We start from the raw sequence: 17515 nt of genomic DNA, 5'->3' as shown, positions 1-17515 counted from the left end.
ACAGACGTGAGCAATCCGGCAAAATCCATCCGCATCGGCACCATGGTCAGCGCCACCAAGGGACAGGCAGCTGAACGCATCGGGCAGATAGCCGATCTTGGTTTCGAAAGCTTCGAACCGTTCTTCTGGCAGACGACCAACGGCCAGGACCTTGCCGAGCTTGGCAAGCGTTCACTTGACGCGATCGGTGGCCGCGACATCACCATCGGCACGCTCGGCATGTTCGGCAATCCGCTGGAGGAAACGGAAATCGACCTTCAGACCTTGCAGGGCTGGAAAGACTGCATCGACAATGCCCATCACTTCGGTGCAACCTGCGTTGCCGGTTTCACCGGCCGCCTGCGCGGAAAGCCGCTGCCTGAGAGCTTGCCCCGTTACAAGCAAATCTGGAGCGAGCTTGCCAAACGCGCAGCGGACAAAGGCGTGAAGATCGCCTTTGAAAATTGCGCCATGGACGGCAACTGGCAAACCGGCGACTGGAACATCGCCCATAATCCGGATGCGTGGGAACTGATGTTCAACGAAACGCCGGACGAGAATATCGGCATCGAATGGGAACCCTGCCACCAGATGGTTTATCTCATCGATCCGCTGCCGCAGATCCGCAAATGGGCGGACAAGATTTTCCACGTGCACGGCAAGGATGCGACCATTCGTTGGGATGTCATTCGTGAGCATGGGATTTTCGGCAAGGAAAAATTCGTCTTCATGCGCACGCCGGGCTTCGGCGACAGCAACTGGACGGACATTATTTCGGAACTGCGCCTGGCCGGCTGGTCCGGCTCGATCGACATCGAAGGCTGGCATGACCCCGTCTATCGCGACGCGCTGGAAATGACGGGACAGGTACACGGCCTGAACTATCTGAAACATTGCCGGGGCGGCGATTTTGTCGTCGATCCCACCTAAGGAATGGAAGCCTTTGGGAGAAGGCTTCCAGTAATTGCAGAGACGATAACCAAGAGGAGGAGATTATTATGGGTATCGCGAAATGCATGATCGCCGGTGCGCTTGTTCTGGCAGGCGTATCCGCCGGTGCGATGGTGGCGCATGCGGAAGATGTCACCTTGACCCTGTGGTCGCTGGACAGGGACATCCAGCCGGCACCCAACCTCGTGAACGAGTTCAACAAGCTCAATAACGGCATCAAGATCGAATACCGGCAGTTGCAGTTCGATGATGTGGTGAGCGAATCCATGCGCGCCTACTCGACCGGCAACGCGCCCGATATCATCGCCATCGACAACCCAAACCACGCCATGTTCGCCGCACGTGGCGCGTTTCTTGACGTGACGGATATGATTGCGAAGTCGGACGTCATCAAGACGGCAAACTATTTTCCGGGCCCGCTGAAATCCGTAACCTGGGACGGCAAATATTTCGGCGTCCCGAAGGCGACGAATACGATCGCACTCTATTACAACAAGGACCTGTTCAAGGCAGCCGGTCTCGATGCGGCAAAACCGCCGCAGACCTGGGACGAGCTTGTGGAAGCTGCCCGCAAGCTGACCAACCCCGCCAAGAATGTTTACGGCATCAGCTTCAGCGCCAAGGCCAACGAGGAGGGCACCTTCCAGTTTCTGCCATGGGCGCAGATGGCCGGCGCCACCTACAAAAACATCAATACCGATGGCGCGGTGAAGGCGCTTGAAACATGGAAGACCCTTCTCAGTGAAAAGCTGGCCTCGCCGGATACGCTGACGCGCAGCCAGTGGGATTCCACCGCCACCTTCAACGCCGGCAACGCGGCCATGGCGATCTCCGGTCCTTGGGAAATCGACCGCATGCTCAAGGACGCCAAGTTCGACTGGGGCGTAACGCTACTGCCGGTTCCGACGCCGGACGCGCCGCGGTCTTCGGCCATGGGCGACTATAACTGGGCGATCTTCTCCAAGAGCAAACATCCCGCCGAAGCCTTCAAGGCCATCGAATTTTTCGCCTCGCAGGACAAGGACATGTTCAAGAACTTCGGGCAATTGCCGGCGCGTTCCGATATTCCCGTTCCGCCCACCGGCAACGCGCTGAAGGACGAAGCGCTCAAGACCTTTATCGAGCAACTCAAATATGCGCAGCCGCGTGGTCCCTCGCCTGAATGGCCGAAGATTTCCAAGGCGATCCAGGACGCTATCCAGGGCGCCCTGTCGGGTCAGATGACGCCGAAGGCCGCGCTCGATCAGGCCGCTGAAAAGATAAAGCTGATCGAAGGCTGATCTGTCTGGGCGGGCGGCCGGGTTCACCCGGCCCCATCCAAGGGGTTCCTCCCGGTGGGGCTGCCTGCTGCTTAATGCAGCGGCGGCCCCGATCGGAGCTTGTGAGGATGTTTCATGAAAAAACTGTTTTCCAGCGTCAGCGACGGTCGTGGTTTCGACCTCATCCTTGTCGCTTTTCCTTTGGGCTTCCTGTTCGTCATGGCGGGGCTGCCGCTCATCTACAACATCGTCATGAGTTTTCAGGAAGTCGACATGTTCAGCCTGGGCACCTTCGTGCGCCCCTTCGTCGGCTTCAAGAATTATATCGACCTGTTCCGGCAACCGGAAACATTGCCGATCCTTTTCAACACCGTCACCTTTGTCGTCACCTCGATTGCCGGGCAATTTGCCATCGGCTTCGGTCTGGCGCTGTTCTTCTGGGTGAACTTTCCCGGCGCCACCTGGCTGCGCGGGCTGTTCCTCGTTTCCTGGGTCATGCCCGGCCTCGTCGTCGGCGCGATCTGGAACTGGATATTGTCAGGCGATTTCGGCGTGCTGAATTTCTTCCTGCGGGAAAGCGGCATGATCTCAGGCAATATCTTCTGGCGATCGGACGCGAATTTTTCGCTCTGGGCCGTGGTCATCGCCAATATCTGGCTCGGCACCTCGTTCAACATGATCCTTCTTTCTGTCGGCCTCGCCTCCATCCCCGGCGATCTCTACGAAGCGGCGGAGCTGGATGGCGCGAACGCCTGGCAGCGCTTTTACACCATCACCCTGCCGATGATGCGTTCCACCATCGGCGCGATCATCTCGCTCGGCCTGATCTTCACGCTTCAGCAGTTCGATCTTTTCGCCGCCATCACCGATGGCGGGCCCAACAACAGTTCCAACGTGGCGCAATATTGGGCCTGGGATCTTTCGTTCCGGCAATATGATTTCGGCAAGGGCGCGACGATCTCCGTCATCATGATCGTTTTCGTCATGCTGGCTTCCGTCGTTTATGTGCGCTCGACACGGCATGAGGTGCGCGGATGAGTATCACGACCCGCAACCGGTTGATGCTGGCAATCGCCATCGTGCTTGCCGTCATCTATCTCTTTCCGCTCTACTGGATGTATCTGACCTCGCTGAAAAGCGGCTCGGAGATGTTTGCGAACCCGCCGGGCTTCTGGCCGGCCGATCCGCAATGGCAGACCTATGCCTATGTCTGGGAAAGCCGCAATATGGGCCGTTATCTGTGGAATTCGGTGCTCATCGCTTCAAGTGCCGTGGCGCTCATCACCGTGCTTGGCGTTGGCTGCGCCTATGTGCTGGCGCGCTATCGCAACGTCTGGGTTGATATCGGCCTCTTCCTCATCCTCATGCTGCAGGTTCTGCCAGCGTCCCTTATGATTACGCCGATCTTCGTCGGCTTCTCGCAAGTGGGTCTGCTGGATTATCCCCGCCTGTCGGTCATTCTCGCCATAGCGGCGAAAAGCATGCCCTTCTTCGTGGTGCTGGTGCGCGCAACCTTCATGGCGGTGCCGCAGGAGCTGGAAGAGGCAGCGCTTGTGGACGGCAATTCCCGCGTCGGCGCCTTCTTCAACATCGTGCTACCGCTTGCCAGAAACGGCATTCTCGTCAGCGCCATTCTCATTTTCATGCAGGCATTCGGGGAATTCGTCTATTCGAAATCGATGATCCAGGCGGCTGAATTGCAGCCTGCCAGTGTCGGCCTCAATTCCTTCATGGGCCCCAACACCAGCGAATGGAACAACATCATGGCCTATGCGACCATGTATGTGACGCCCATTCTTGCCCTGTTCATTCTCTTGCAGCGCCGCATCGTTTCCGGCCTGACATCGGGAGCGTTAAAATGACCCTTCAGATCGAACTTTCCGGCGTAAACAAATATTACGGTGCCTTTCACGCGCTGAAGAACATCCATCTTTCCATCAAGAAGGGCACCTTCGTCGCCCTCGTCGGCCCGTCCGGTTGCGGAAAGTCCACCTTGCTGCGTTCGCTGGCGGGGCTGGAAACCATATCGAGCGGCGACATGCGTATTGCAGGCACGTTGATGAACGGTGTGCCGCCGCGCAAGCGCGATGTGGCGATGGTGTTCCAGTCCTATGCGCTCTACCCGCACATGACGGTGGAGGAGAACCTGACCTACTCGCTGCGCATGCGCGGCGTGGCAAAATCGGAAGCCCGCAAGGCGGCAGAGGAGGTTGCAGCCACCACAGGCCTGTCAAAGCTGATGAAGCGCTATCCGCGCGAACTTTCCGGCGGGCAGCGCCAGCGTGTGGCGATGAGCCGCGCGATCATCCGCAACCCGCAGGCATTCCTGTTCGACGAACCGCTCTCCAATCTAGACGCGGCCCTGCGTGTGCACATGCGCAAGGAAATCCGAGCGTTGCACGACCGCCTCCACGCCACCTCGGTCTATGTCACCCATGACCAGATAGAGGCGATGACGATGGCGGATCACGTCGTCGTCATGCGCGACGGCGTGATCGAACAGCAGGGCACGCCACTGGAATTATACGACCGCCCGATCAATCGTTTTGTTGCTGGCTTCATCGGTTCACCGGCAATGAATTTCATTCCGGCAACGGTCAGCCCGGACGGCGCGGCGCTTCAGCTGCGTTTCAGTGAAGGCGAGCCGCAGCAGTCCATCAAAAACCCGGCTCCCTTATCGCCCGGCAAGCGTGTCATCGTTGGTATCAGGCCGGAACACATCCGGCCGCGAACCGCAACCGGCGCGGCGCTGACGTTACCTGTTTCGGCCGTGGAAACCACAGGTTCGGCCACCTTCCTCACCCTTGGCACATCGACCGAAGTGGTCATCGCTATACAGGGACGCAGTGAGGTCAGGAGCGGCGAAGTCGTCGGCCTCGACATCAACCCGACCGACCTGCATTTGTTTGATGAAGAAACCGGAGCCGGCCTCGGAGGCCGGTGAAACGAACCATGGGGCATATCCGGACCGGGCGGCCCTTCGGGGCTTTCCGATCCGCAACGAGGTGAAAGCTTCAGCGCCCCATGATGATGTCGAGGATGTTGCGGCGCGTGGTTGCGGAGGTGGCGGTGGCCCGGCCAACCTCGCGGGCGGCGATGGCGGGCGAACCGGAGCCTTCAATATCCACCCACCGACCGGCATGTTCCGTGGATTGACGCTTGAGATAGGTATAGGGCGTTTCGTCCCAGCGAAAGATCTTCGATTTCATATTGTCGAGAATGAAATCTCCGCGGTCCGTTCTCACCGTGAGGATGGCATGGCCATCGCCTTTTTCGTCGCGGACGACGGTGATCAGCAGATCGGAAACCGGGAAACCGGCATCCATAAGCCGTTTCCGTTTCTCCAGCGTGAGGTCCTCGCAGTCTCCCGCACCGTTATAGGGATACTCCCAATAGTCCTCGTAACCCCACACTTCCATGTCGGAACGCTGGTCGATTTCGATATTGACTGCGCTGTTGATCGAAACAAGGGTAGCCCAGACATCAGGCGTAAGACTGAGCGGCGGCATTTCCTTGACCGGCTGACATTCATCCGTATGCCGCTTGCAGAAATCGTAATGCCCGATGGGCTGCGACGTGAACTTGCCAGTCTGCATCGAAGGAGACGCCTGCACCGGCGCAGCGAAACCCGCGACAGCCAGAATGAAACATGCTTGCAGCAATTTGATGAGATGGGTCATGTTCGTCTCCTGACGACATGACCTACCGGTGGCGATTTGAGTTCACATGAAACAAAATGCTCGACTTTTAACGAACCCGATAATTCCGCTCCCGATGGTCCCGACAACGAGCGGCGTTGACTGGGATAACGCCGGGGTAGCCACGGCATCTGAACGGTCAGCAACGGTAAAGTGAGCAGCGGGAACTTGCCACGCCGGGGCGGCCTGCCTATGAAGAGGCCGTCACGCAATAGTAATCCACATATTAGAGAACGCTGCATGAGCCTGTTTGCGAAGACCACCCGCGCGGCCGCTGTCATTCTGGCACTGGCCTGCCTGCCCTCAAATGCCGCAGCGCAGCAGATGGTCGTCGTACCTCCCGGAAACCGCTCCGCCCAACAGCCGGAAATACCTCAGGCCTCGGCGATCAGGACCAGGGCGTTTTCCACGACCTATGAGGAAAAATTCCGCAAGACGGTCGATCTTCTAAACAGCGAACCCGGTCTACTTGGCAAGATCAGGAAGGCGGGAGCGGCCTATGGCATCGACCCGATCCATATCGTCGGCGCCATCGTTGGCGAACACACTTTCAACGTCACCGCCGTGGACCGCCTGCAGACATATTACGTCAAGGCCATTTCCTATGCGGAACTCGATATAAAATTCAGCTATCAGGGCGTTGCCCTGAAGACGTTTCTCGAGCGTCCGGAATTCCGCTCCTGCGCGACGCTTGCCACGACATCCGAGCAATGGAGCTGCCGCGATATCGTTTGGGATGCAAGTTTCCGCGGCAAGGTCGTCGATGGCGTGAGCTATGAAGCGATTTCGTTCCAGCGGGCCTTCTTCCAGCCCTTCTATGCCGGACAGACCTTTGGTCTTGGCCAGATCAGCCCGTTGACGGCGCTGCAGGTTAGCGATCTCGTAAACAGAACCAGTGGTCTGCCGAAACTCTCCGCCGACAGGCCGAAAGAGATCTACCGCGACGTCATGGATCCTGACCGGAGCATCATCTACATCGCCGCTATCCTTCGAGATTCCATCGATGCCTACAGGGAAAAAGGCTTCGACATTTCCGGCAATCCCGGCATCACCGCCACCCTCTACAATGTCGGCCAACCCCGGCGTCGCGCCGAACGCCTGCGGACGGCCGTGGATGCAGGCGCAAAGAACCTGCTGCCGGTTGAAAACTACTATGGATGGCTTATCAACGAGCGCCTCGACGTTCTGAGAGGCATCCTCGATGGCAAGGCCATCGACAAGCGAACCACCTCGGATATCGGCGAAAAAACGCGATAATGCCCTTGCAGGGAGGATTGCAAATCTGCCTCGCAAAGGATGATGCACGCAAAACGCTTCCCCGACCGCCCGGAATCTGCTACTGCCACGTGCACAAGAATTGACTGATAGTGGGATAATTCCGCGATATGCCTGACGAAGGCGACAGTACCGACGATAGTCGACACCGAACGAGGCTGGCTTGCGTAAAGCGAAGCCAGCCTCGTCCTTTCTTGTTTTCTTCAACGAAACGGGTTTCAACCTCGGATGTTCAGTCCGGGGCTTTTTGCGTTCGCGCCCGTTCCCATAAAGGCCCCTGACCATGGAATTCCTCGCAGATCCAAATATCTGGATCGGCCTCGTTACCCTTATCGTCCTCGAAGTCGTCCTCGGTATCGACAACCTCGTTTTCATCGCGATCCTCGCCGACAAGCTGCCGCCGCATCAACGCCACAAGGCGCGGATCGTCGGTCTGTCGCTGGCGCTTGTCATGCGCATTCTGCTGCTGTTTTCGATTTCATGGATCGTGACGTTGACGCGGCCGCTATTTCAGGTCGCGGACTTCTCCTTCTCCGGGCGCGACCTCATCCTCATTCTCGGTGGTGCGTTCCTGCTCGCCAAGGGAACGATGGAACTGCACGAACGGCTGGAGGGCGCGCATAAGCCAAAACAGGGCAAGGTCGTCCATGCCGTCTTCTGGCAGGTGATCGTGCAGATCGTCGTGCTTGATGCCGTGTTCTCGCTCGACAGCGTCATCACCGCCGTCGGCATGGTCAACAATCTCTGGGTGATGATTACCGCCGTCTGCGTGGCCATGGCCGTGATGATGGCAGCATCGAAGCCGCTGATGAGCTTCGTGTCGAAACACCCCACCGTGGTCATTCTCTGCCTCGGCTTCTTGTTGATGATCGGCTTCAGCCTGATCGTCGAAGGTTTCGGCTTCCACCTTCCCAAGGGTTACCTCTATGCCGCAATCGGCTTTTCCGTGCTCATCGAGGCGGCAAACCAGATTGGCAGGCGCAATCGCGAAAAACGCATCACCGCCGGTGATATGCGCGAGCGGACGTCCGATGCCATTCTGCGGCTTCTGGGCGGCCGTGTCGGCGAAGAACAGTCCCTTGGCGAGACAGCCGACGTCATCGCGGCACAGGCGGCACGAAGCGACCTGTTCAAATCCGAGGAAAAGGACATGATCCGCGGTGTCCTTACGCTTGCCGAGCGCCCCGTTGTATCAATCATGACGCCACGGACGGAAATCGACTGGCTCGATGTCGACGCCGACCACGATACGCTAAGGAACCGCCTGCTGGAACTCGACCATTCCCGCCTGATGCTCGCGCAGGGCAAGCTGGATTCGTTCCTCGGTGTCGCCGCAACAAGGGACTTGCTACGCGATCTTCTGCATGACGGCAAATTGAACCTAGAGCGCTCGCTGCGCCAACCCCTCGTCGTGCATGAAAGCGCCACCGCGTTGCAGGTCATGGAGCAGCTGCGCAAATCCCCGCTCCAGATGGCCGTCATCGTCGACGAATACGGCACGCTTCAGGGAATAACGACGCCTACCGACATTCTCGAGGCTATCGCCGGCGAATTTCCGGATGAGGGCGAGGAATCGCAGATTTCGGAACGGGCAGAGGACGGTTCCTGGCTGCTGGACGGCGTTGTCGACGTCAGACGGGTATCCTATCTGCTGGATATCGATCTGGTGGACGAGGACGATCGTTACTCCACCGTCGCCGGCTATATCCTCTGGCGCCTCAATCGCCTTCCCGAGATCGGCGAACGTGTTTCCGGCGACGGGTTCGAGTTCGAGATCGTTTCCTGCTCGGACAGAAACATCGAAAAGGTCCGGGTCTGGAACACCACGCTTCCCGAGGCGTGAGCTGGAAAAATCCCGAACCCGTTTCGAAATGGCGACGTGACGCGCAAGCAACGGCACGTCTCCACATTTGCATCACCAAGCAAGCGGCCCGACCGGTGAAAACCGTCCTCCGCTCTAGTGGGCGGCATCGATCGTGGTAATCCAGCCGGCGGCGCGGCGGGCTGCTTCCGCAAGCACCGGTTTCGGCGCCTTGTACCATTCGTTTTCAGGCAGCTCACGCTTCACGCGTACGAAGCTGATGGCATCGTCGAGCGTCGGGAATTCCACCGGCAACGTCATATGCAGAAAGAGCGCAACAACGGCGACGGAACGCGAACGGCCGCCGCGGCAATTGATCAGCACGCTGCCGCGCTCGCGCCGGGGATAGGACGGCTTGTCGGGCAGTATCTGTTCGAGCGCCGCCCGCAGGATGTAATGGGCCGCAACCATCTGGGTATCGGGATTTCCATCGCCGTCGATCAGGCCGATCTTGTAATAACGTATTTCGCCGGGTCCATAGACGCTGCCTTCATGATCGGAAACGATCTGCGGCTGCTCCACGAAGTTGAAGTCGAGATTGACGGCGCAATTGACGACGGTGGTGATGCCGTTTTCACGCAGAAGCTTCAGATCGCTGGCGCCTTCCTTACCTGAAATGAAGAGATCGACGCCATAAAGCGGATGCCGCTCATAGATGCGGCTGAGCTTCGGCAATTCGCCGGTTTCCTGTTCGCGAGGTAGGGTCTTTTCCGGTTGCGGCATGTCTTGTCTCCATCGGCGCCGATGTGGCGGCCGTCATGTCCTTGCTTGTTCAGGCGTTTGCAGCCGTCTGGCTTGGCGGGATCGCTGCCCTGGCTATGCGGCTTGCGGATATGGATCGCGCCACCCGCTGCAATGTCTGGTAATTCGCCCCCTCGCCCGTGGCGATATAGCCGGGGCAGAGAAAATCGGCCGACCCCTCCGCCACCTTCCCCAAGGTCAGCGGCTCGTATGTTCCCCCGGCATTCTTGAGAATGAGGATGGCTGCTGCCACATCCCAGGCGTTGACGCCGAAGCCCGCAGCAGCATCTGTCCAGCCTGCCGCCACATGCGCGATGCTGAGGGCAGCGCTGCCGGGCCGGCGCAGCGTCGAGAAGGTCTCGACAAGCGCACCGAAATTGGAAAGCGCCGCATCCCGCCCATCCAGCCGGAAATCGCGCGAGACCGGATAGCCCGTGATAAGCGTCGCCCGGGTTTCATCTGCAACGCTGCGGGAGCGCAGCCTTTCGCCATTGAGATAAGAAGCCTCGAGGTCGGCGGAAAACATCTGGTCAGCCACGGGGTCGTACACCACGCCGGCAACGGCTTCCCCACCGATGACGGCGGCAATCGATACGCACCAGAAGGCAAGGCCACGGGCAAAATTCGCCGTGCCGTCAATCGGATCGACATACCATTGCACCTCGCCGTTGCCGATCTGGCCACCCTCTTCGCCCATGATCGCCGAATTCGGCTCCCGTTCGAGAATGACGGCGCGGATCGCGGCTTCGGCGCGTTTGTCGTGAATGGTGACGATGTCGTGGAGATCGACCTTGTAATCCACCGCCATATCAGAGCGGAATGCCACCAGCAGCGGATCGCGCACGGCACGCGCCGCCGCTTCGGCGATTTTCATCAGCCGCACCGAGCGGGAAAGCGCCTCCTCATTTCCAGATTTGTTTTCAGTCGAAGAAGGGCTTTGCATCGGCATATCCAGTCTGTTTTTTTCGCAAAGGAGGGACCGGCGCGGCAGGACCGCGCCAGCCTGGATTATTTCCTGTAGTTAACGCGCCAGACATCCTGCCATTCCTCGCGACGATCGAAATCGTTGAGGCCGGTGGCGGACTCGTAACCCATCAGCCTGTCGGCAACCTTCATCAGCCCCGACGGCTCGTCAGCCGGCATCTTGATGTCGATATTGGTCGGCAGCTTGCCGTCCTTCATCTGCGGTGCGATGCCCTCTTCCGTCAGTATGTAGTGGACGAAGAGTTTCGCCATGTTCGGACTTTTGGTCTTGGAGGCGATGAGCCCAAGCTTGATGTAGGTCCAGCCGACCCAGGGATCGAGACCAGTGCAGAGGCCGAGCTTGTAGCCCTTGTCGGCATTGTCGCGGAACTTGGCAGAGCTGAGCAGGCCGAAGAAGGGCTGCTTCTGGCCGGGTGCGCCGACGGCCTCTGCCACCGGGTCATCGCCATCGGTGGCAAGCGGGCCGTTCTGCGCCAGCGCCTTGATCCAGGCTGCGGCCGCATCCTTTTCGATATCCTTGCCAAAATGGGCCTTGTAGGCGGCCGCCACCTTCTCGTTGCCGTGGGCTTCGAGCTGGTTGAACCAGTCCGTATAGGTGCTCTTGCTCAAGGGATCGACCATGGCGACCTTGCCTTTCCATTTCGGCTCGGTCAGTTCCCAGATGTTGGTCACCGGGCATTTATCATAGGCTTCCGTATTGTAAGCCCAGACATTGGCGTTGGTGGAGATTGCCAGCGGGTTCTGGAACTGCGCCGGGATTTTCGCAACCATGTCGCCCGGCAGGTAATTCTCGACAAAACCCGCCGGCAGAAGCTGCGCGAGCGCCGATGGCGCATCGGTGATCAGCACCACGTCGCCCTGCACATTGCCGGACTGGCTTTCACGGATGATCATTTCCAGCTGGCTGTTGGCGGAAACCTTCACGCCTGTCGCCTTTAACCCGTATTTGGCGCTGAACTTGTCGGCCATCTCCACGATCTTGCCGGTGCTGTCGTAAATATTGATCGGCTTCTCCTGCTTCGCCGCCGCCAAGATCGCATCGAGATCGAAGGTTTCTTCGGCTGCAGCCCCCATTGCGGATATGCCTGCAACGGCGATGGCTATCGCCGTCATCGGTAAAAATCTGCTTCTTCTCATCGTTCCCCTCCCAAGGAAAAGGCAAGGCAGGCTCGCGCCTGCCCTGCCGTTATTTTTTGTAGTTCACACGCCAAAAATCCTGCCAGCCTTCGCGCTTGTCGAGGTCGTCGGCCGCCGTTGCGGCATCAAAGACCATCAACTCGTCGAGATGATCGGCTACCCGCGATGGTTCGTCCGCCGGCAGACCGATTTTCGTGTTGCCGGAGATTTTGCCATCGACCGTCTGCGGCGCGATGCCCTCTTCCGTCATCAGATAGTGAAGGAAGAGCTTTGCAGCATTCGGGCTTTTGGTCTGCCCGGCAATCAGGCCGAAGCCGGGATAGAGGAACCCGGAAAACGGTTTGACACCGCTGCAAAGACCGAGCTTCAGCCCCTTGGCCTCATTATCGCGGTATTTCGCCGCCGAGGTGATGACGAAAAAGGGATCGGTCTGTCCCGGAGCGCCCGCCGCATCGGCAACCGTGCTCGAGTCCGTCAGCAGGGGAGCGTTCTCGGCAAAGGCCTTCACCCAGGCAGCCGTCGCGCTTTTTTCGCCCGTTTCCAGCTTCTTGCCGTAAAGCTCCTCATAGGCCTTGGCGACATCGGCATCATGATGGGTTTCGATCTGGTTGAACCAGTCGGCATAAAGCGGCTTGTCGAAGAGATCGAGCATGGCAAGCTTGCCCTTCCAACGCGGCTCCGTCAGCTGCCAGATGTTGGTGACCGGGCATTTGTCGTATTTCTCGGTATTGTAGGTCCACACATGCGGATCCGAAACGACCACGAGCGGATCGCGCAGCTTTTGCGGAATATCGCTTTCCATATCCGGTGGCGACCAGCTGGTGGCAATGCCTTCCGGCAGAAGTTCCCCCATTGCCGAGGCGACATCCGTTGCGACGCTGACATCGCCGACGACATTGCCGGCGCGATGTTCGCGGATCATCAACTCGACCTGAGTTGCCTCGTTCACTTTCTTGCCGCTTGCCTGCACGCCATATTTGGCGGTGAAGGCCTGTGCGGTGTCGACAATCTTGCCGGTCACCGCATAAACGGTGATCGGTTTTTCCTTCTTCGCGGCGTCGATGAGCGCATCGAGATTAAAGGCGTCCTGCGCGTGGGCAGCACCGCCAAGCGCCAGCGAGAAGATAAGGGAAAGGGCTGAAGCCGCCATCCGCCGCCGCCGCTCGCCACCATATCGGTTCTTGGTCATGATATTCACTGTGTCGGTCCCCCCGTTATTTCTTGTAATTCACGCGCCAGAAGTCCTGCCAGGTTTCGCGCGCATCCCAGTCTTCCAGGCTGGTGGCCATGCTGTAGGGCAGAACGCGGTCGAGCACGGCGCCGATACCCGAAGGTTCGTCGGCGGGCAGTTTCACGTCTTTGTTGGTGGACATCTTCCCGTCGATCGCCTGCGGCGCGATGCCTTCAGCAGTCATGACGTAGTGAATGAAGAGCTTTGCAGCATTGGGGCTATCCGTGCCCTTGGTGATCAGGCCGACACCTGGATAAAGCCAGCCGATCCACGGCTTCAGCTCCTTGCAGAGGCCGAGTTTCATGCCCTTGTCGGCATTATCGCGAAACTTCGCCGAGCTGATGAGGCCCATGAAGGGCTGCTTCTGGCCAGGCGTGCCAACGGCTTCCGCCGCCGCTGCATCGGCATCGGTCAGCAGCGGCGCGTTGGCGGCAAGTGCCTTGACCCAGGCCGCTGTCGCGCTTGACTCTGCGGTCTCGAGGTCCTTGCCGTAAAGCGCCTTATAGGCCGCCTTCACCTCCCCATCGCCATGCTTAGCCATCTGGTTGAACCAGTCGACATAGGATGCCTTGCCGAGCGGATCCTGCATCGCCACCTTGCCCTTCCACTTCGGGTCGGTCAGTTCCCAGATATTGGAAACGGGGCATTTGTCGAAAAGCTCGGTATTGTAGGCCCAGACATTGGCGCTGGTGACGACGGTCAGCGGATCCTGATATTCCGGCGGAATATTGCCAGCGAGATCCGGCGGCAACCAGCTTTCGACAAAGCCCATTGGAATAAGCTGTGCCATCGCCGCCGGGGCATCGCTGATGATCGAGACGTCACCCTGAATATTGTTGGCCCGCGCCTCGCGGATGACCATCTCCAGCTGCGCTGTTGCCTTTACCTTCGCACCCTCCGCGCCCACGCCATACTTCTTGGCGAAATTCTTCGCCATTTCCACGATCTTGCCCGTGCTGTCATAGACGGTGATCGGCTTTTCCTTTTTGGCAGCCTCGATCAGGGCGTTGAGGTCGAAAGGCTCCCCCGCCTTCGCCACGCCGCCAAACGTTGCCAGAATTGCCGTTGCACACAGGAGACGGCTAAGGCCGCCCGTCATTTTCCGCTTCATACTGCTCCTCCTTCAGCAAGCGATTGTCAGTCTTTTTGTCGTTGTCAGTTGTAGCTACTGCTCCTCAGCACGGCGTCCGCTTCGGTAATCCGTTGCCCTTTTGCGTCGAACACATGCAGGGCGTCGGGAGGCACGTGGAAAAACACACGGTCGCCACTATCGACGCGCGGCAGGGCATGGGTGGTCAGGAACAGCGTGTGGTTCTCGCTCCTCAATTCGAGAATCCAGCTGCCGCCCGTCGGAAGCACGCCGGTCACCGTCATTTCACCGAAAAGGCTGCCCTGCGGCACATCCTCAGACCTTGCCGTGTAACCCATCGCCTCCGGCCGCATGCCGACCGAGGCGATGCCGCGCAACTGCGGATAACGTGTTGCGAAATAAGCCTCCGCATTGTCGGCGATATCAGACACGCCGGGCTGGCCGAAGGTCAGAATATTGATCGGCGGACTGCCGACAAATTCGGCGACGAAGCGGTTGGCCGGACGGTCGTAGATATCGTTCGGCGTACCCATCTGCTGGAGCGTGCCCTCGTTCATGACGGCGATTGTCGTTGCAAGTGTCATTGCCTCCCACTGGTCATGCGTCACGAAGACGATGGTGGTCTTGAACTCCTTGTGCAGCCGCTTCAGCTCGGCGCGCATTTCCAGCCGCAGCCGGGCATCGAGGTTGGACAGCGGCTCATCCAGAAGCAGCACGCCGGGATTGACGGCAAGCATGCGGGCCAGCGCCACACGCTGCTGCTGCCCACCGGAAAGCTGTGACGGATAACGATCGCGGTACTTGGCAATGTCGAGCGCCTGCATGACGCGCTCGACGCGTGCCTCCCGCTCGGCTTTCGGCAGCTTGCGCAGGCGCAGGCCGAAATCGGTGTTGCGCTCGATGGTCAGATGTGGCCAGAGCGCGTAGCTCTGGAAGACGAGCCCCATTTCGCGCTTTTCCGGCGGCACGAATATGCCGTCATTGACGGAATCTATCACCCTGTCGCCGACACGGATTTCACCGCCGGAGAGGTTTTCAAGACCCGCGATCATGCGCAGCGTCGTGGTCTTGCCGCAGCCGGAAGGGCCAAGCAGGCACATGAATTCGCCGTCGCGGATTTCGAGATCGAGATCGGAAACCGCGTTTGCGGAATTCACGCCGTAGTTCTTCTGCGCCCCGCGCAGGTTGATGGTAGGCATCAGCTTCCAAGTCCTTCTGCAAGATTTGTGCGGGTCAGCTTCTGGGCCAACAGGGTACCGAAATAGGCAATGCCGGCGATGATCAGCACCACGGCGTTTGCGGCCTGCGTATAGTGGTAGTCGACCAGCCGCAGCGAATAGGTGGTCAGAACATCCGTGCTCGGCACCGCGAGGATCACGAACAGGCTCAAGCCCTTGATTCCCGAGATGAAGGGCAGGAGAACGCCCGTCACCAGCGATCCCTTCTGGATCGGGATGACGATCGAGACCATGCGGCGGAACCAACCGGCACCGGCGATCTGTGCTGCCTCTTCCGGGTCCTTTCCAAGCTGTGTCATGGCCGAGATACCGGCGCGCGAGGCATAGGGCATCTGGTCGGCAATCAGTGCGAGGATAAGGATCGTCACCGTGCCGTAGAGCGCCGGCATCGGCCCGCGTGGAACCGCAAACAGCGAGAGATAGGCGGCAGCAAAAGCGATGCCGGGCACGAGATAGGGCAGGAACGTGACCTGACGCAGATAGACCGACAGGGCGCGCACCGGCGTGCGGATGACAACATACCCGACCAGAAGGCCGAGGACGCCAGATGTGAGCGAGGCAAGACAAACGATCATCATGGTGTTCTTCGCGGCTGCCCATAAATCGGGGCTTAAAAGAACGCCGGTCTGCAAGGCCACCGTGTTGAGATTGCTGCCAATCCAGTAATCGAGCGTGAAATTGTCGAATGTGAATTTGGCCGGCATCTTCATGACGGTCGAGAGAGCGAGGGTGAGCAAAGGCAGGCCGACGCTGAGAATGAAGACAGCGGCCGCAAAGCCCGTTGCCGGAAGACGCATTTTGCCGAGGCGGCTTTGCCGGTTCATCGACCCCTTCGAGCCGATCGTCACGAAACGGCGGGCTTCGCGAACCAGGCGGGCATCGATCATCAGCGTGATGATGCCGATGAGCATGATCGAGGCCGCAACGACACCGGCAACGCCGGTCTGGCGCGAGGCGATGCTGCGGAACAGCGATGTCGAGAGGACTTCGAACTTCACGGGAAGCCCGAGAACATAGGGTACGCCGAATTCGCCGAGGCACTTTGCAAAGATCAGCACCATGGAAGAGAGCAGCGCCGGGCGCATCAAGGGCAGGATGACCTGCAAAGCCACCTGATAACGATGAGCGCCGAGAATGCGGGCCGAATCCTCCAGCTGCGAGTCGAAGCGGCGCAGCGCCGAGCCGAACAGCAGGATAACGAAAGGTGTGTAATGCAGGGCAAGGATGATGGTGATCGGGAAGCGCCCATAGGCCACCCAGTCCGGCGGTGTCAGGCCCATCGCCTCGAACCAGCCGGGCTGGCCGCCAACGGTGCGATTCTTGAACAGCGTCGTCCAGGCGAGAGCGAAGGTCCATGCGGGCAGCATGTAGGGCACGATCAGCGCGGTAGCGAACCAGCGGCGACCGAACATGTCCGTGCGGCTGATAAGCCAGGCAAGCACCGTGCCGATGACAAGCGAAAGCGCAATCGCCCCCAAAGCGACGGTGAGTGTGTTGAAGAGCGGATGCCAGAAAAGATCCGTTGCGACGGGCGAGAAGAACGCCCTGTCGAGATAATAGAGCGTGAGGTCACCGACATCCCTGCCAAGACGCCGTTCGTGGCCGAACTGGACACGGACGGCATCCAGAACGATAGAGATGATCGGAACGACGATCAGATAGGTGAAAAGTAACGCCGTCAGCACGCCGATGAGCGTCGTCGGCTCCCTGAGCGCGACCTTGAGGCGATATCGCCAGGCCTGCCATGCCGAAGGCGCGGTCGCAGGGGGACGCCCCAGTGCCTCCGCCTTCGTTGATTCGCTTAAAAGAGCCATTATTCCTCCCCATATGGCCGCAACATTGCTCCGACACGCCGGCAAGCATCTGCCTGCGCGCAACCTGCGGAGCAGGCGGCGCGTGCGTCGAACATAAGCAATGCGTCAATGCTTCAGCAGCGGGCACATCAGGCCCGCGAGCAACGATGATCCAGCTCCTCCCGGAAACATCGCCGGCAAGCAAAACGTGGAATAAATATTCCATATAGCGCTTAACCTTGGAATGCATGATCCATCCTAAACGGCATTTTGTCAAC

General features: G+C 59.1%; 15 protein-coding genes. 7 read left to right on the top strand and 8 right to left on the bottom strand.

The window, feature by feature from the left end:
* Positions 1-6 precede the first annotated feature (6 nt).
* The 5 genes from AC1DCP_RS20860 to AC1DCP_RS20840 all read left to right on the top strand — a co-directional run bounded on the left by AC1DCP_RS20860 (position 7) and on the right by AC1DCP_RS20840 (position 5133).
* Positions 7-909 (top strand): sugar phosphate isomerase/epimerase family protein, encoded by a 903-nt coding sequence (locus AC1DCP_RS20860; protein ID WP_476774603.1) that lies wholly within the window; start codon positions 7-9, stop codon positions 907-909.
* A 68-nt stretch (positions 910-977) separates the two neighbouring features.
* Entirely contained in the window at positions 978-2210 is a 1233-nt protein-coding gene (locus tag AC1DCP_RS20855) for an ABC transporter substrate-binding protein (RefSeq protein WP_025595104.1), read from the top strand.
* Positions 2211-2324: 114 nt separating this feature from the next.
* Positions 2325-3227 (top strand): carbohydrate ABC transporter permease, encoded by a 903-nt coding sequence (locus tag AC1DCP_RS20850; protein ID WP_003518164.1) that lies wholly within the window; start codon positions 2325-2327, stop codon positions 3225-3227.
* A complete protein-coding gene (locus AC1DCP_RS20845) occupies positions 3224-4051 on the top strand; it encodes a carbohydrate ABC transporter permease (protein ID WP_003518166.1) in 828 nt (275 codons plus the stop codon). Before AC1DCP_RS20850 ends, AC1DCP_RS20845 begins: the two co-directional genes overlap by 4 nt.
* Complete coding sequence (locus AC1DCP_RS20840) at positions 4048-5133, top strand: ABC transporter ATP-binding protein (RefSeq protein ID WP_065658464.1); 1086 nt, start codon at positions 4048-4050, stop codon at positions 5131-5133. Before AC1DCP_RS20845 ends, AC1DCP_RS20840 begins: the two co-directional genes overlap by 4 nt.
* Before the next feature lie 70 nt (positions 5134-5203).
* Here the strand turns inward: AC1DCP_RS20840 and AC1DCP_RS20835 are convergent, their stop codons facing one another.
* Positions 5204-5869: a transglutaminase-like cysteine peptidase gene (locus AC1DCP_RS20835; RefSeq protein ID WP_065658463.1), complete on the bottom strand. Its 666-nt coding sequence runs from the start codon at positions 5867-5869 to the stop codon at positions 5204-5206.
* A gap of 258 nt (positions 5870-6127) precedes the next feature.
* On the opposite strand from AC1DCP_RS20835, the gene AC1DCP_RS20830 reads away from it, so the two are divergent.
* The gene (locus AC1DCP_RS20830) at positions 6128-7144 is read left to right on the top strand and encodes a DUF1402 family protein (RefSeq protein ID WP_476774602.1); all 1017 of its coding nucleotides are present in this window, start codon (positions 6128-6130) and stop codon (positions 7142-7144) included.
* A 301-nt stretch (positions 7145-7445) separates the two neighbouring features.
* A complete protein-coding gene (locus tag AC1DCP_RS20825) occupies positions 7446-9005 on the top strand; it encodes a TerC family protein (protein WP_076845351.1) in 1560 nt (519 codons plus the stop codon).
* Between the two features lie 114 nt (positions 9006-9119).
* Here AC1DCP_RS20825 and AC1DCP_RS20820 read toward each other — a convergent pair whose 3' ends face one another.
* The 7 genes from AC1DCP_RS20820 to AC1DCP_RS20790 all read right to left on the bottom strand — a co-directional run bounded on the left by AC1DCP_RS20820 (position 9120) and on the right by AC1DCP_RS20790 (position 17258).
* Positions 9120-9746, bottom strand: coding sequence for a dual specificity protein phosphatase family protein (locus AC1DCP_RS20820; protein WP_003518174.1), 627 nt, complete (start codon positions 9744-9746; stop codon positions 9120-9122).
* Between the two features lie 49 nt (positions 9747-9795).
* Complete coding sequence (locus AC1DCP_RS20815) at positions 9796-10713, bottom strand: inositol monophosphatase family protein (RefSeq protein WP_065663439.1); 918 nt, start codon at positions 10711-10713, stop codon at positions 9796-9798.
* A 59-nt stretch (positions 10714-10772) separates the two neighbouring features.
* Positions 10773-11861, bottom strand: a complete 1089-nt coding sequence (locus AC1DCP_RS20810; RefSeq protein WP_035200115.1) for an ABC transporter substrate-binding protein — start codon at positions 11859-11861, stop codon at positions 10773-10775.
* Between the two features lie 73 nt (positions 11862-11934).
* Positions 11935-13035: an ABC transporter substrate-binding protein gene (locus AC1DCP_RS20805; RefSeq protein ID WP_076845386.1), complete on the bottom strand. Its 1101-nt coding sequence runs from the start codon at positions 13033-13035 to the stop codon at positions 11935-11937.
* 64 nt (positions 13036-13099) lie between these two features.
* Complete coding sequence (locus AC1DCP_RS20800; protein WP_019566893.1) at positions 13100-14227, bottom strand: ABC transporter substrate-binding protein; 1128 nt, start codon at positions 14225-14227, stop codon at positions 13100-13102.
* Positions 14228-14271: 44 nt separating this feature from the next.
* Positions 14272-15405 carry an ABC transporter ATP-binding protein gene (locus AC1DCP_RS20795; protein WP_003518184.1) on the bottom strand — a complete coding sequence of 378 codons (1134 nt, stop codon included), beginning with the start codon at positions 15403-15405 and terminating at the stop codon, positions 14272-14274.
* A complete protein-coding gene (locus AC1DCP_RS20790) occupies positions 15405-17258 on the bottom strand; it encodes an ABC transporter permease (RefSeq protein ID WP_476774601.1) in 1854 nt (617 codons plus the stop codon). The genes AC1DCP_RS20795 and AC1DCP_RS20790 overlap by 1 nt, the downstream gene beginning before the upstream one ends.
* Positions 17259-17515: the final 257 nt, after the last annotated feature.

The organism is Agrobacterium sp. 10T429, from assembly GCF_056393925.1.
Note: the sequence above shows the minus strand (reverse complement) of the source record. Positions and strands in the feature narration are given on the sequence as shown.

What these genes read in the sequence shown, in the direction of transcription:
- AC1DCP_RS20840 (WP_065658464.1), top strand. Translation starts at nt 4,048, where the DNA reads ATGACCCTTCAGATCGAACTTTCCGGCGTAAACAAATATTACGGTGCC.
- AC1DCP_RS20820 (WP_003518174.1), bottom strand. Translation starts at nt 9,746, where the DNA reads ATGCCGCAACCGGAAAAGACCCTACCTCGCGAACAGGAAACCGGCGAA.
- AC1DCP_RS20800 (WP_019566893.1), bottom strand. Translation starts at nt 14,227, where the DNA reads ATGAAGCGGAAAATGACGGGCGGCCTTAGCCGTCTCCTGTGTGCAACG.
- AC1DCP_RS20815 (WP_065663439.1), bottom strand. Translation starts at nt 10,713, where the DNA reads ATGCCGATGCAAAGCCCTTCTTCGACTGAAAACAAATCTGGAAATGAG.
- AC1DCP_RS20835 (WP_065658463.1), bottom strand. Translation starts at nt 5,869, where the DNA reads ATGACCCATCTCATCAAATTGCTGCAAGCATGTTTCATTCTGGCTGTC.
- AC1DCP_RS20830 (WP_476774602.1), top strand. Translation starts at nt 6,128, where the DNA reads ATGAGCCTGTTTGCGAAGACCACCCGCGCGGCCGCTGTCATTCTGGCA.
- AC1DCP_RS20790 (WP_476774601.1), bottom strand. Translation starts at nt 17,258, where the DNA reads ATGGCTCTTTTAAGCGAATCAACGAAGGCGGAGGCACTGGGGCGTCCC.
- AC1DCP_RS20850 (WP_003518164.1), top strand. Translation starts at nt 2,325, where the DNA reads ATGAAAAAACTGTTTTCCAGCGTCAGCGACGGTCGTGGTTTCGACCTC.
- AC1DCP_RS20825 (WP_076845351.1), top strand. Translation starts at nt 7,446, where the DNA reads ATGGAATTCCTCGCAGATCCAAATATCTGGATCGGCCTCGTTACCCTT.
- AC1DCP_RS20805 (WP_076845386.1), bottom strand. Translation starts at nt 13,035, where the DNA reads ATGGCGGCTTCAGCCCTTTCCCTTATCTTCTCGCTGGCGCTTGGCGGT.
- AC1DCP_RS20810 (WP_035200115.1), bottom strand. Translation starts at nt 11,861, where the DNA reads ATGACGGCGATAGCCATCGCCGTTGCAGGCATATCCGCAATGGGGGCT.
- AC1DCP_RS20845 (WP_003518166.1), top strand. Translation starts at nt 3,224, where the DNA reads ATGAGTATCACGACCCGCAACCGGTTGATGCTGGCAATCGCCATCGTG.
- AC1DCP_RS20795 (WP_003518184.1), bottom strand. Translation starts at nt 15,405, where the DNA reads ATGCCTACCATCAACCTGCGCGGGGCGCAGAAGAACTACGGCGTGAAT.
- AC1DCP_RS20855 (WP_025595104.1), top strand. Translation starts at nt 978, where the DNA reads ATGGGTATCGCGAAATGCATGATCGCCGGTGCGCTTGTTCTGGCAGGC.